The 14,397-nt window shown below is 34.9% G+C and carries 16 protein-coding genes; 13 read left to right on the top strand and 3 right to left on the bottom strand.

Going from position 1 to position 14,397, the window contains the following annotated elements:
* The first annotated feature begins 36 nt into the window (after nt 1-36).
* From atoD to BLV37_RS03080, 3 genes are all read left to right on the top strand, one after another.
* Nucleotides 37-690, top strand: coding sequence for an acetate CoA-transferase subunit alpha (gene atoD, locus BLV37_RS03090; RefSeq protein ID WP_091727100.1), 654 nt, complete (start codon nt 37-39; stop codon nt 688-690).
* Nucleotides 690-1,349, top strand: a complete 660-nt coding sequence (locus tag BLV37_RS03085) for a CoA transferase subunit B (RefSeq protein WP_091727097.1) — start codon at nt 690-692, stop codon at nt 1,347-1,349. Before atoD ends, BLV37_RS03085 begins: the two co-directional genes overlap by 1 nt.
* Before the next feature lie 128 nt (nt 1,350-1,477).
* A complete protein-coding gene (locus BLV37_RS03080) occupies nt 1,478-2,830 on the top strand; it encodes a short-chain fatty acid transporter (protein ID WP_091727093.1) in 1,353 nt (450 codons plus the stop codon).
* Nucleotides 2,831-2,866: 36 nt separating this feature from the next.
* Here the strand turns inward: BLV37_RS03080 and BLV37_RS03075 are convergent, their stop codons facing one another.
* Nucleotides 2,867-3,454 (bottom strand): AAA-type ATPase lid domain-containing protein, encoded by a 588-nt coding sequence (locus BLV37_RS03075; protein WP_244270455.1) that lies wholly within the window; start codon nt 3,452-3,454, stop codon nt 2,867-2,869.
* Nucleotides 3,455-3,503: 49 nt separating this feature from the next.
* Here BLV37_RS03075 and BLV37_RS03070 point away from each other — a divergent pair, with 49 nt between their 5' ends.
* Nucleotides 3,504-3,923 (top strand): ROK family protein, encoded by a 420-nt coding sequence (locus BLV37_RS03070; protein WP_091727088.1) that lies wholly within the window; start codon nt 3,504-3,506, stop codon nt 3,921-3,923.
* A 73-nt stretch (nt 3,924-3,996) separates the two neighbouring features.
* Here BLV37_RS03070 and BLV37_RS14795 read toward each other — a convergent pair whose 3' ends face one another.
* Nucleotides 3,997-4,221 (bottom strand): hypothetical protein, encoded by a 225-nt coding sequence (locus tag BLV37_RS14795; RefSeq protein ID WP_143031475.1) that lies wholly within the window; start codon nt 4,219-4,221, stop codon nt 3,997-3,999.
* 64 nt (nt 4,222-4,285) lie between these two features.
* A complete protein-coding gene (locus BLV37_RS15530; protein WP_425287116.1) occupies nt 4,286-4,444 on the bottom strand; it encodes a sigma 54-interacting transcriptional regulator in 159 nt (52 codons plus the stop codon).
* A 351-nt stretch (nt 4,445-4,795) separates the two neighbouring features.
* Between BLV37_RS15530 and BLV37_RS03065 the strand changes: the two genes are divergently transcribed.
* The 9 genes from BLV37_RS03065 to BLV37_RS03025 all read left to right on the top strand — a co-directional run bounded on the left by BLV37_RS03065 (nt 4,796) and on the right by BLV37_RS03025 (nt 14,332).
* Nucleotides 4,796-6,538, top strand: a complete 1,743-nt coding sequence (locus BLV37_RS03065; RefSeq protein ID WP_208975187.1) for a sigma 54-interacting transcriptional regulator — start codon at nt 4,796-4,798, stop codon at nt 6,536-6,538.
* 356 nt (nt 6,539-6,894) lie between these two features.
* The gene (locus BLV37_RS03060) at nt 6,895-8,073 is read left to right on the top strand and encodes an acetyl-CoA C-acetyltransferase (protein WP_091727086.1); all 1,179 of its coding nucleotides are present in this window, start codon (nt 6,895-6,897) and stop codon (nt 8,071-8,073) included.
* A 43-nt stretch (nt 8,074-8,116) separates the two neighbouring features.
* Complete coding sequence (locus tag BLV37_RS03055) at nt 8,117-9,307, top strand: thiolase domain-containing protein (RefSeq protein WP_091727083.1); 1,191 nt, start codon at nt 8,117-8,119, stop codon at nt 9,305-9,307.
* 272 nt (nt 9,308-9,579) lie between these two features.
* A complete protein-coding gene (locus BLV37_RS03050) occupies nt 9,580-10,401 on the top strand; it encodes a beta-keto acid cleavage family enzyme (RefSeq protein WP_091727081.1) in 822 nt (273 codons plus the stop codon).
* Between the two features lie 19 nt (nt 10,402-10,420).
* A complete protein-coding gene (locus BLV37_RS03045; protein WP_091727078.1) occupies nt 10,421-11,074 on the top strand; it encodes a CoA transferase subunit A in 654 nt (217 codons plus the stop codon).
* 1 nt (nt 11,075) lies between these two features.
* Nucleotides 11,076-11,735 (top strand): CoA transferase subunit B, encoded by a 660-nt coding sequence (locus tag BLV37_RS03040; RefSeq protein ID WP_091727075.1) that lies wholly within the window; start codon nt 11,076-11,078, stop codon nt 11,733-11,735.
* A 115-nt stretch (nt 11,736-11,850) separates the two neighbouring features.
* Complete coding sequence (locus tag BLV37_RS03035) at nt 11,851-13,197, top strand: short-chain fatty acid transporter (protein ID WP_091727073.1); 1,347 nt, start codon at nt 11,851-11,853, stop codon at nt 13,195-13,197.
* Nucleotides 13,198-13,689: 492 nt separating this feature from the next.
* Nucleotides 13,690-13,914: an AtpZ/AtpI family protein gene (locus tag BLV37_RS03030; RefSeq protein ID WP_091727070.1), complete on the top strand. Its 225-nt coding sequence runs from the start codon at nt 13,690-13,692 to the stop codon at nt 13,912-13,914.
* 4 nt (nt 13,915-13,918) lie between these two features.
* The gene (locus tag BLV37_RS03025) at nt 13,919-14,332 is read left to right on the top strand and encodes an ATP synthase subunit I (RefSeq protein ID WP_091727067.1); all 414 of its coding nucleotides are present in this window, start codon (nt 13,919-13,921) and stop codon (nt 14,330-14,332) included.
* Nucleotides 14,333-14,397 lie beyond the last annotated feature (65 nt).

Raw genomic sequence — 14,397 nt, 5'->3', positions numbered from 1 at the left:
TGTTCAACAACTGTTCAAAAAAACGGAGGTGTAAATATGAATAAAATCGTATCCATAGAACAAGCCATAGACCAAATAAAAGATGGCATGACAATAATGATAGGAGGCTTTTTAGGAGTAGGCAACCCACATAAGCTAATAGACGCCCTAGTAGAAAAAGGAATAAAAGACCTAACCATAATAGCCAACGACACAGCCTTCCCAGAAGTAGGCATAGGCAAACTAATAGTAAACAAACAAGTAAAAAAAGTAATAGCATCCCATATAGGAACAAACCCAGAAACAGGTAACCAAATGAACTCAGGAGAAACAGAAGTAGTCCTAGTACCTCAAGGAACTCTAATAGAACAAATAAGAGCAGCAGGAGCAGGGTTAGGAGGAGTACTCACACCAACAGGCATAGGCACAATAGTAGAAGAAGGCAAAACAAAAATAGAAATAGACGGAAAAGACTACCTACTAGAAAAACCACTAAAAGCAGACGTAGCCCTAATATTTGGCTCCATAGTAGACAAAAAAGGGAACATATACTACAACAAATCCACAAGAAACTTTAACCTATTCTCAGCAACCGCAGCAGAAACAGTAATAGTAGAAGCAGAAAAACTAGTAGAAATAGGAGAACTAGACCCACACCAAGTAATGACACCAGGATTATTCGTAGACTATATAGTAAGGGGTGACCAATAATGGATAAAAACATGATAAGAGAAGTAATAGCCAAAAGAGTAGCCAAAGAACTAAAAGACGGAGACGTAGTAAACCTAGGCATAGGACTACCCACACTAGTAGCCAACTATATACCAGAAGGAATGGACGTAACCTTCCAATCAGAAAATGGATTCGTAGGCTTAGGACCAGCACCATCACCAGGAGAAGAAGACAAAGACCTAGTAAACGCAGGAGGTCAGCCAGTAACCATAAACCCAGGAGGAGCCTTCTTCGATAGCGCCATGTCCTTTGCCATCATAAGAGGAGGCCACGTAGACGCAACAGTACTAGGAGCACTACAAGTAGACCAAAAAGGAAACCTAGCCAACTGGATGATACCAGGAAAAATGGTACCAGGAATGGGAGGAGCCATGGACCTAGTAACAGGAGCCAAGAAAGTAATAGTAGCCATGGAGCACACAGCAAAAGGGAACCCAAAAATACTAAAAGAATGCACACTCCCACTCACAGCAGCAGGAGAAGTAAATCTAATAATAACAGAAATGGCAGTAATAGAAGTAACAGAAAAAGGACTATTACTAAAAGAGCTAGGACCAGAAGCAACCGTAGAAGAAGTAGTAGCAGCTACAGAAGCAGAGCTAATTATACCTGAAGAACTAAAAAGAATGAATATTTAAGGGCTTCTAAGTAGGAGTGTCTCATGTTATCTTGAACGCAGTGAAGGATCTTGAGAAGGAGATTCTTCACTGACGCTCAGAATGACGGAAATTTCCTGCCTACTAATAATAAAAAAAGGAGAGATTTTATGTTCAAGAAATTCACAAATGGTTGCGTTGCAATTGTTCAAAAGTATCTTCCAGACCCGTTTTTATTTGCAGTTGTTCTTACTATTTTAGTTTTTGTTTTAGGAATTTTTGCAACAGGTCAAAGCCCAATACAAATGGTTGCTCATTGGGGTAATGGCATTTGGGGCCTACTTGCCTTCTCGATGCAAATGGCACTTGTACTAGTAACAGGTCATACATTAGCAAGTGCACCAATAATCAAAAAAGGTCTTTCTAAGCTAGCATCCTTTGCTAAAACACCAGGTCAAGCAATACTTGCAGTTTCATTAGTTTCAGGTATAGCATGCTGGATTAACTGGGGATTTGGACTAGTTATAGGCGCATTATATGCGAGAGAATTAGCTAAGCAGGTAAAGGGTGTTGACTACAGACTTTTAATCGCAGCGGCTTATTCAGGCTTCCTAGTATGGCATGGTGGAATCTCAGGCTCTATACCACTAACATTAGCTACAGCTAGCCCAGATTTAGCAAGAGTAACTTCTGGTGCTGTAGTAGATGCAATTTCAACTACACAAACAATATTTTCACCATTTAACTTAATTATTTCAGGTATATTAATATTAACATTACCACTGGTAAATAAGGCAATGCACCCAGAAGCAGATAAAGCATTTGTCGTAGATCCAAAGCTATTAGCTGATACAGAAGAAGAAACAGTTGTTTCAAAAGCAGACATGACTCCAGCTGAAAAAATGGAAAACAGCCCTGTGCTTTCGATGATAACAGGTGCTTTAGGATTAGCTTTTATTATTTATCATTTTAATAAAAAAGGCTTTGACTTAAACCTAAATATAGTTAACCTTATTTTCTTAACAGCAGGTATAATTCTTCATGGAACTCCAAGAAGATACTTAAATGCATTATCTATTGCTGCTAAGGGAACAGCAGGTATACTATTACAATTCCCATTCTATGCAGGTATAATGGGTATGATGACTGGTCAAAGTCCAGCAGGTATATCATTAGCTGGTCAAATGTCAAATATGTTCGTAGCTATATCAACACCAAAAACATTCCCACTATTCACTTTCTGGAGTGCGGGATTAGTTAACTTCTTCGTTCCTTCTGGTGGTGGACAATGGGCAGTTCAAGCTCCTATTATGATGCCAGCGGGACTAGAGCTTGGAGTACCAGCAGCTAAAACTGCAATGAGTATAGCTTGGGGAGATGCTTGGACAAATATGATTCAACCATTCTGGGCTCTTCCAGCATTAGGAATAGCAGGCTTAGGTGCAAGAGACATAATGGGTTACTGTATAGTAGACTTGATTTATTCAGGAATTATCATAAGTGCAGTATTTTTATTATTCTAACAAAACAAGTCAGAGGATTGCTTTTCCTCTGACTTTTTAAATATTATATTTTTTCTTTTTTCGTACAAGTGTTGATATGTCTATATCTAAATAATCTGAGGCTTCTTTTAAGGTTCTAAACTTATCTATAGATTCTTTAATTATGTGGGCCTCATAGCTTTCTAATTTTTGTTTGAGAGTAGGCTTTCCTTCGTTATCAATACTTGAGCCTCTTATAAAAAAGCTATCATAATTGATTTTTGATTTATCCAAAACTTGTTCATAAAATACTTCGGGCTCAATACAGTTTTTATCTGATATTACAATTAATCTCTCCACTAAGTTTTTCATTTCTCTTATATTTCCAGGCCAATCGTAGATTAAGAAGAGTTCTAAAGTCTTGGAAGCAAAATATTTTATTGTTCCATATTCCTCATTAAACTGATTTAAAAATTCCATTGCTAATGGTATAATGTCTTCTTTTCTATATTTCAAAGGAGGAATACTGATGTTTATAACGTTTAAGCGATAATACAAATCAATACGAAATTTTTTTTGCTTAACTAATTCTGCTAAGTCTGCATTAGTTGCAGCTATGATTCTACAATTAAAGTTAATGACCTTATTTCCGCCTATTCGATACATTTTTTTATCCTGCAATGCGCTCAGCAACTTCACTTGTAAATTATAAGGCATATCGCCAGTTGGAGAACTAGTAAAGCTATGTTTTTCAGGAGAATGTTCCTTAAATGATATTAAAAGTTTAATAAAAGGTAAAGGTGGATTAGTAGGCTACTTAGGTACAAATGATGCTAAAGAAGTAGGAAAAATGATAAAAGAAGGAGATAGTAAAGCTGAATTAGTTTACAAAGCAATGGCTTATCAGGTAGCAAAAGAGATAGGTAGTATGGCAACGGTTCTAAAAGGCCATGTGGAAGCAATAATACTAACTGGCGGAATTGCACACGATGAGTTATTTGTTAATTGGATAAAAGAAAGAGTAGACTTTATTTCTAGCGTTATTGTTTATCCAGGTGAAGATGAACTTATAGCTTTAGCGGAAGGCGGGCTAAGGGTTTTAAGAGGAGAAGAAAAAACTAAACAATATTTCTAATTGGCAGTAACTAATATTAGTATAAATTAATTAATATATATAATAAATAATCTATACAAGATGTTGATTGTTATTACATCTTAAACATAGCTATACTAGCAGAGTACATGAATTCAGTATGACTTTGACCTGATGCGTGTTTATAGATGGCCTTATTTTTGAAAATATGAAGGATATAGTCACATGCGACCTCCCATTTAACTCGACTTGTGACGATATTATCCTTCATATTTACTTTAATGTTGACAGGTGCAAAAATGCTTATGCCATTCTCAGCTAAGCTTTTCATTTCTTTCATATATATAAACTAATCAAATATTTAACAAAGATGTAGAGTTCTAAAAATGAAATGATCTATTCGTTTATATTATTATATTATAATGCATATCTTCAATTTCATCCAAAAACAAGGCTTCATCATTTCCAAGTCCTAACAAGTCGCGGTTTCTGCTTAAGGTAGATCTCGTAAAAGTCTTATATTTATTATCAAACAAATCAGATTCTAAAAGCGTATTAAGAATAATCAGAAGTTTATTTTACATAAAGGATCTCCTTTATATTTTCTTATTTTTGGGGTTACTAAGCTAAGACCAAACTGATAAAAAAGAAGAGATAAAACTAGAGTAGAGCCTAGAAATTACTATCATGCATAGAGAAATATACATGTTATTGTCTAATTATGATATAATTGAATTAAGTTTGGATTAATATGTCGAACAAGCTTTGAAGATATATATATTTTCTATATCAATATAAGGAGGCTTGTGGAAAAGCGGTAGATAAGGAGAATACTTAGATAAAGAGTATGATTAGACATCTTATAATAAATATTTTAAAATCAATCTACTATAGAAAGGAGATGAAAATGTAAAATGGAAGACTTACATCAAAGAGCTCTAGAATATTATGATAAGGTCCTAAATCATTTACAAATGATAATAGACAATGTCTTTGATGGCATAATAATAGAATCAAAAGGAAGAGTAATATTTTGCAATGAACCCTTCGAGAAAATTGTAGGATTAAAAAAAGAAGATATTGTTGATAAATCATTAAGCTCAATTTTAAAGGATGAGGAGCTTATCAGCGTAATTTCTCAGTCTGCTAATACAGAAAAGATAGAGATAAGCATTGGAAAAAAGCAAATACTGTTTATGAAAAGTGCTATTCAAATAAGTGATAGCATTAGCTCAAACATACTAGTGTTTAAAGATATTACTATGGAGAATTTTTCGCAAGCCTTTTCTAAGGAGCTAACTGGAAACCTAGAAGTGTTGGAGGAACTTTATAGCCATGCTTATCATGGGATGGCTGTAGTGGATGACGAAGGAAAAATAATTAAATGGGATTATGAAGAACTTTTAGGCTACAAGGAGGAGGAGGTTTTAGGGAAATATGCTCCAGATATTATTGAAAATACTAGGCTCCATATAGTAGCTAAGACGGGTAAAAAAGAAATATGTGACCTACAGCTGGTGAATGGAAGATATCTCATTACCTCTCGTATACCTATTGTGAGAAATGATAAGGTGATAGGAGCAGTAGGAACAGTTTTTTTCAAGAATGTAGATGAGCTAAAGAATTTAGTAAGTAAAATAGAAGTACTAGAGAATACGGTAAATAAATATAAAAGCGAAATAAGCAGACTATACAAGACTAAGTACTCATTTGATGATATAATAACTAAAAACAAGAAGATGCTCAGCATTAGAGAGGTTGCTAAAAAGGCAGCGAGAAGTAACTCTACAGTCTTGATACAGGGAGAAAGCGGAACGGGTAAGGAATTCTTTGCACATGCTATACATGATGGAAGCCAAAGAAAATATGGACCTTTTGTTACTATAAACTGTGCGGCCATTCCTAGAGAGCTTTTAGAATCTGAGCTTTTTGGATATGAAGAAGGAGCCTTTACAGGGGCTAGAAAGCATGGAAAAATGGGGAAATTTGAACTAGCAAACGGCGGAAGTATACTATTAGATGAGATTGGTTCTATGCCCATTGAAATGCAGGCTAAGCTACTGAGAGTATTAGAGGCTAGAGAGTTTGAAAGGGTAGGAGGAACAAATCGTATCAATCTAGATGTGCGTATAATAGCTTCAACTAACGAATCTCTAGAGGAACAGGTTAAACTAGGCAAGTTTAGGCAGGATTTATACTATCGTTTAAATGTAATATTGGTAGAAATACCACCTTTAAGAGATAGAATAGAAGATATAGGGGTGTTATCTCAAAATATTTTAGAGAACCTATCTAGAGATTTAATGATAGGAGTTAGAAGGTTTGCGCCAGAAACAATTGAAGTATTAATGAAGCACGATTGGCCTGGCAACGTAAGAGAACTAAGAAATGCTATTGAAAGAGCCATAAACATAGCACAAGGAGATGTAATTTATCCTGAGTATTTACCAGATTATATATTAGATAAGGCAGATTTTAATAAGCATCAAATAGTAGAAGGTGGTCTATTAAAAAATATTGTTGCTAAGGCAGAAATGGATGCAATTATAAAAATTTTAAGGGAATGTGAGGATAATAAGACCTTAGCAGCTAAAAAACTGGGCATACACAGAACTGTATTATATAAAAAAATAGATGCTTATAATATAAATAATTAATACTTTGACAAAGGTGTATCAAAAGAACTACTCCAAACAAAAATGGTGTAGTTTTTTTGATACATTTTTTATTCTTTACTATAAGTTAGTGAAATACAAGCTTGGGGGCATACTGACAAATTAAATAATAACATATCCAAGAAATATGTATTAAAAAAACTATAGTAATTAGGAAAAACAAAAATTGAGCTCAAAAAAATAAAAATACTTAAAGCGCATAAAATACAGGGTTATAAGCAATATTTTTAAAATATAAAATGTTGGCATGGTACTTGCTATATATAATAGTGCAGTAACTGCATTATGGTTTGCTAGCGTATAATAAAATCCTATATAAGTTAAGGGAGGCAAGGAATATGAGAGAAGTAGTTATAGCTAGTGCTGTTAGAACACCAATTGGAGCCTTTGGAGGCAGTCTAAAATCTATATCTGCAGCCGATTTAGGGGCTATAGTAGCTAAAGAAGCCATTGTTAGGGCTGGTATAGAGGCAGAAGCAGTTGAAGAGGTTATCTTTGGTAACGTTCTCCAAGCAGGACTAGGGCAAAATATTGCTAGACAGGTATCTGTTAAAGCTGGAATACCTATTGAAACACCTTCATTCACTGTAAACAAAGTATGTGGTTCAGGACTAAAAACCGTAGAATTAGCAGCTCAAGCTATCTTATCTGGAGAAGCAGATGTAGTTTTAGCAGGTGGAACAGAAAACATGAGCGCTGCTCCTTATATCCTAAAAGATGCTAGATGGGGTCAAAGAATGGGAGATGGAAAGCTTGTTGACTATATGATCCATGATGGCCTATGGGATATATTTAATGACTATCATATGGGAATTACAGCAGAAAATATAGCAGAGCAATGGAATATTACTAGAGAAGAACAAGATGAATTTGCACTTAGAAGTCAATTAAGAGCAGAGATAGCTATTAAAGAAGGAAATTTCAAAGCAGAAATAGTTCCTGTAACTATTCCTCAAAGAAAAGGAGACCCTGTAGTTGTATACACAGATGAGTATCCAAAGTTTGGAACAACATTAGAAACACTTTCAAAGCTTAGACCAGCATTTAAAAAAGATGGAACAGTAACAGCAGGAAACGCATCAGGAATAAATGACGGAGCCGCAATCCTAGTAGTAATGTCAAAAGAAAAAGCAGAAGAACTAGGAGTAAAGCCTTTAGCAACTATTAAAGCCTTTGCATCAGCAGGAGTAGATCCAAGCATTATGGGAACAGGACCAATACCAGCAACTAGAAAGGCTTTAAAGAAGGCAAATTTACAAATCCAGGATATAGACTTAGTAGAAGCAAATGAAGCCTTTGCATCACAAAGCTTATGCGTTGCAAAAGAACTAGGCTTAAACATGGAAAAGACAAATGTAAATGGAGGAGCCATAGCACTAGGGCATCCAATAGGAGCATCAGGAGCAAGAATACTAGTTACATTAATACATGAAATGATTAAAAGAGATTCAAAAACAGGACTTGCAACCCTATGTATAGGTGGAGGGCAAGGTACAGCATTGATAGTGTCAAGATAATAAATTTTTAAATAAATAACAAAAAAACAAGGAGGTAATTGTTATGTCAGTTTCAATAATTGGTACAGCCCATTCTAAAATGGGAAAATTAGTAGATGAGTCAATATACTCACTATTAGTTAATGCAGGTAGGGAAGCAATGAAGGATGCTAACGTTACGGGAAAAGATATAGATGCTGTTTATGTTAGTAACTATGGAGGACCATCCTTTAACAAACAATCACATTTAGCACCATATGCACTAGAAATTGACCCAGATTTAAGATTTACACCTTGTACAAGAGTGGAAAACGCTTGTGCAGCTGGTTCAAATGCAGTTAAAGAAGCTATCCTTGCTATAGAATCAGGAAGAGCAGAAACTGTATTAGTAGTTGGTGTTGAAAAAATGACTTCATTAAAGACAGCTGGTGTTACTGAAACATTAGCATTAGCATCATATTATCCAGAAGAAGGAGCAAAAGGATATACATTCCCAGGATTGTATGCTGAATATGCTAAAGGATATATGAAGCATTATGGCTATAGTGTAGAAGAGCTTTATGACACATTAGGACATATAACAGTAAAGGCTCATAAAAATGCAATGAGTAACCCTCTTGCTCAAATGCATGTTGAATTTGAACATGAATTTGCTAAAACTATTTCAGACAAAAATCCATTGATAGCTGATCCACTAAAGCTTTCTGACTGTTCACTTGTATCTGACGGTGCAGCAGCTCTAGTGTTAACTAAAACAGATTTAGCTAAGGCAAAGAAGGACAAAGTAGTAGAAATATCTAGTATAGCTCATGTTACAGACTATCTGTCAATAGTAGAAGGTAAGAGAGCAACTTACGAGTTAACAGGAGCAAAACTAGCAGTTAAAAAAGCCCTAGAAGAAGCAAAACTAACTATAGATGATATTAATGTTGCAGAGGTTCATGACTGCTTTACTATAACAGAGCTATTAATATATGAAGCATTAGGTCTAGCAGAGCCAGGAAAAGGAAGAGAAGCAATATTAAATGGAACTGTTCAAGTTGGAGGAAAGCTTCCAGTTAACCCATCAGGTGGACTAAAAGCAAAAGGACATCCAATAGGAGCTACAGGAGTTTCTATGTTTGTGCTTATTGCAAGACAATTACTTGGAGAAGCTATAGGACTTCAAGTGGAAAATGCTGAGAGAGGACTAGTTCTAAACATAGGTGGTAGTGGTGGAACTAACATATCTTCAGTATTAACAAGAATTAAATAGCTTTACCATATAGAAAACTAAAGAACTTGAGTACGAGATTTCCACAATATTAGCTTATTTCATCCATAGCACCATCCCTGTTATCCTGAGCGAAGTGGAGAATCTTCTTTTAGAGGTTCTTCACTGATGTTCAGAATAACAAGGTGTAAAGGATTTAATATAAAAAAGCAAAACAACTAAAATTGTTAATATTTGGACAAGCTTTTTAAAAGTAACAAGAGATAAAATATTCAATATACATGAGCAACATTCAAATAAGAGGAGGATAGCCAATGGAAAAGGTTATTATCAGTGCTGCCTTAACGGGAGTGTCCACTTTTAGAGAACAGACACCATATGTTCCTATTACACCAGAAGAAATAGCTGATCAAGCATATGAATCATGGAAGGCTGGAGCTTCTATAGTGCATATTCATGTGCGTGAAGAAGATGGAACTCCTTCAATGAATTTTGAAAAATTTGAAAAGACAGTAAAGCTAATAAGAGAAAGATGTGATGTGGTAATAAATCTAACTACTTCAGGGGGCATAGGCTTAACTGACGAAGTACGAATACGACCATTTTATGAATTAAAGCCAGAAATTGCATCATATGATGCTGGTACTATGAATTGGCAGCACAGAACAGTATTTGAAAACAGACCAGAATTCCTTGAAAAGCTTGCAAAAAGGATGAAAGAAGTGAATGTAAAACCAGAGGTAGAAATATTTGACACAGGCATGATATATAACACCATGTACTATGCAAGCAAAGGATTAATAGATGATCCAATATATTTTCAATTTGTTTTAGGTGCACCAGGTGGAATGACAGCGACAGTTAAGAATCTATTACATTTAAAAGAATCCATACCTGAAGGCTCTATATGGTCAGCTTTTGGCATAGGAAAAGGTCATTTGCCAATAATGTATGCTACCTTAGCACTAGGCGGAAACATTAGGGTAGGCTTAGAGGATAACATTTATTATTCAAAGGGTGTACTAGCAAAATCAAATGCAGAGCTTGTTGAAAGAGCTGTAAGAGTTGTAAAAGAGTTTGGTAAACAGCCTGCAACACCAGATGAAGCAAGAGAAATATTAAAATTAAGAAAATAATAGTTGGAGGTGGAGTTTTATGTCTAAAGTAATCTCAATGAAAGAGGTATTAGACAAAATCTATGATGGTGCAACAATTATGGTAGGTGGCTTCATAGGAGTAGGTGGACCAAATACTATAGTTGACGGAATGTTAGAGAAAAATGTAAAGGATTTAACTTTAATAGCTAATGATACTGTTGTACCAGAACTAGGAACAGGCAAGCTAATAGTAAACAAACAAATAAAAAAAGCAATTGTAACTCATATAGGGACAAACCCTGAAACAGGAAGACAAATGAATGCTGGTGAGCTAGAAGTTGAACTTGTACCACAAGGGACACTAGCAGAAAGAATAAGAGCAGCAGGTGCTGGTCTTGGAGGAGTACTTACTCCAACAGGTTTAGGAACAATAGTAGAAGAAGGAAAACAAAAAGTAGAAGTTGATGGCAAAGAATTCCTTCTAGAAAAACCAGTAAAAGCTGATATAGCATTAATCAAAGGCTCAAAAGTAGATAAGAAAGGTAATATATACTACAACGCATCAACAAGAAACTTCAACCCATTGATGGCAATGGCAGCAGACTTAGTAATAGTAGAAGCTGAAGAAATAGTTGAAGTAGGTGAGCTTGACCCTAATGATGTAATGACACCAGGAATATTTGTAGACTTCATTGTAAAGGGGGAAAACTAAAATGGATAAAGCTAGAGTAAGAGAAGTCATAGCTAAAAGAGTAGCACAAGAACTAAAAGATGGAGACGTAGTAAATCTAGGAATAGGTTTACCAACAATGGTAGCAAACTATGTACCAGAAGGCATGGATGTAACATTCCAATCAGAAAATGGTTTTGTTGGACTTGGACCAGCACCAGAAGAAGGTAAAGAAGACAAGGATTTAGTAAATGCAGGTGGTCAACATGTTACTATAAACCCAGGTGGAGCATTTTTCGACAGTTCTATGTCCTTTAGTATTATAAGAGGAGGACATGTTGACATAACAGTATTAGGAGCATTACAAGTAGACCAAAAAGGCAATCTTGCTAACTGGATGATACCAGGGAAAATGGTACCAGGAATGGGTGGCGCTATGGACCTTGTAGTAGGAGCTAAAAAGGTTATCGTAGCAATGGAGCATACAGCTAAAGGTAAGGCAAAAATATTGAAAGAATGTAAATTGCCACTAACAGCAGCAGGAGAAGTAGATATGATTATTACTGAAATGGCTGTAATACAAGTATCTAAAGATGGCTTATTCTTAACTGAGATAGGACCAGAAACAACAGTTGAAGAAGTAATAAGATTAACAGAAGCAGAACTAACAGTATCAGAAATGCTTAAAGTTATGGATGTTTAATTATTAAGGCACTTGCAGAGAGCCGAATTTGTATAAATAAGTTTGGCTCTCTATAAGATAAATGATCAGCAGCTCATTTTTGCAATACAAAAATAATGGGAGGTCATGATATATTATGTTTAAAAAATTTACGAATGGATGTATTGCTTTAGTTCAAAAATATTTACCTGATGCATTTTTATTCGCAGTTATTTTAACTATTATTGTTTTCGTAGCTGGTATGATAACAACAGGACAAGCACCAGTAGATATGATTAGACACTGGGGCGGTGGCTTCTGGAGCCTACTAGGATTTGCTATGCAGATGGCACTTGTAGTAGTAACAGGTTATGTATTAGCTGATACAAAACCAGTAAAAAAAGCTCTAGATAAACTTGCTTGTATTCCTAAAACTCCACGTCAAGCTATATGGTTTATTTCTTTTGTTTCACTAATTGCTATGTTTATTAACTGGGGATTTGGATTAGTTATTGGACCTTTATTTGCTAGAAGACTTTCTAAAAAAATAAAAGGTGTTGACTATAGACTATTAATAGCATCTGCCTATGCAAGTATTGCAAACTGGCATGGTGGAATATCTGGTTCTATACCTTTAAAAATGGCTACAGGTGGATTAGAAGCTGAGACAGCAGGAGCATTAACTGCTGCTATACCAATAACAGAAACTATATTTGCACCATGGAATCTTATCATGCAAATAGCTATATTAATTATAATACCATTAGTAAACTCAGCTATGCATCCAGATCCAAAAGATGTAGTATCTTTAGATACAAGCTTATTAGAAGAAGAAGTTGCAGTTGCAAAAGATAAGTCACTGATGACGCCAGCAGAGAGAGTTGAAAACAGTCCGATTCTTTCAATGATAATTGGTATAGGTGGTTTAGCATATATTGTATATTGGTTTGCGACTAAAGGATTTAACTTAGACTTAAATATTGTTAACTTTATTTTCTTATTCCTCGGCATTATTTTACATGGAAATCCAAGAAACTTCCTTGATTCTGTTGAAGGTTCTGTGAAAGGTGCTGCTGGTGTTTTAATACAATTCCCATTTTATGCAGGTATTATGGGTATGATGGTAGGAGCTAATCCAGAAGGAGTTTCATTAGCAAAAATAATATCAGACGGATTTGTTTCTATAGCTACACCAAAAACATTCCCACTTCTTTCATATCTAAGTGCTGGAATAGTTAACTTCTTTGTGCCTTCAGGTGGAGGACAATGGGCAGTGCAAGCTCCTATCATGATGCCAGCAGGAGCTGCTCTAGGTGTTAACCCTGCAGTTACAGGTATGACTATTGCTTGGGGAGATGCTTGGACAAACCTAATACAGCCATTCTGGGCTTTACCTGCTCTTGGTATTGCAGGACTTGGTGCTAGAGATATTATGGGCTACTGTATAATTGACTTAATAGTAGTAGGTGTAATAACTTGTGCTGGATTCTTATTCTTAGTTTAATTATTTAATATTAAAAGTTATGAACACTCACATAATTAAATAACTAATGTTTTAAATATATGAGCTGCTGATTTTCATTAAGGATTAAACATGGCTTTACTAGCAGGGTACACAGCTTATATAGGGTGACTTTGACTCTGTACATGCCTGTTTATTATATAGAAGTAATTTAAAGATATGAAGGATGGGAATAGCATGGGACCCCCCATCACTCGGCTTGTGACTATTAGATCCTTCATATACATTTTATGGTGTTAGTAAACACTAGGCGAGAATATTGTTGTCATATCCTCGCCTAGTGTTTATTACAGGAAAGTGTTGCAATTATATATAATCTTAAGGCTAAAAATAGTTTTTACTTATTTCCCTAAAAACTTGTCTGATATCCATACAAATTTACGTATTTCGTCAAAAAACCGTTGCAAAAACATTGAGAGGTATTATATAGTATCAATATATAGGGTAAAATAGAGGTAGAGTGGGATGATATAAATGAAAACTAATGGAAAGTCGAAAATACTCGAAAACTTAGCCTTGGTTTCACAAATAGGCATATCAATGCTAGTTCCTATTTTAGGCGGAATTTTGCTAGGCAATTTTATAGATAAAAAATTAGGAACAGGAGTAATTTTTCTTTTGACTTTTTGTGTTTTAGGAATAATCTCATCCTTTGTAACTCTATTTAATATTGCTGTGGGGCGTAATAAAAGGAAGTGATACTATGAGAACGATGGAAGGTAATTATCAACAAAAAATAATTGTTAGAGCATTAGGACTTGCCCTTATATTGTCAGGCATATTTTGGCTTCTACTTCCAAACCCTAAAGAGTATATCTATGGCTTGATCTTTAGCACATCAATAAATGTTCTCAACTTTAGACTCATGGGTATTACCTTAGAAAAAGCAATAAACATGCCCTCTAAGAATATTATGCCTTATGTTGTTGCAAATTATTTTGTAAGATATACTATATACGGTATAATGCTAGTAGTATCTGCTGTAGCAGATTATATAAGCTTATATACTGCAATATTAGGTTTATTTATGATTAAAATTGTTATACTTTCTTCTCCAATTTATGATATTATAGTAGATAAGATTTCAAAAAAAGACAAGTCTAAAAGAGGAAATTAAAGCAGTCAAAAAAAAGATTGTTAAAAAAAATACAACCTTTTGCTTTATAAACTTTATAAATTAAT

Origin of the sequence: Proteiniborus ethanoligenes, assembly GCF_900107485.1 — a bacterium.
Classification (GTDB): Bacteria; Bacillota; Clostridia; order Tissierellales; family Proteiniboraceae; genus Proteiniborus; species Proteiniborus ethanoligenes.
This window is presented reverse-complemented; position numbering and strand designations above follow the sequence as displayed.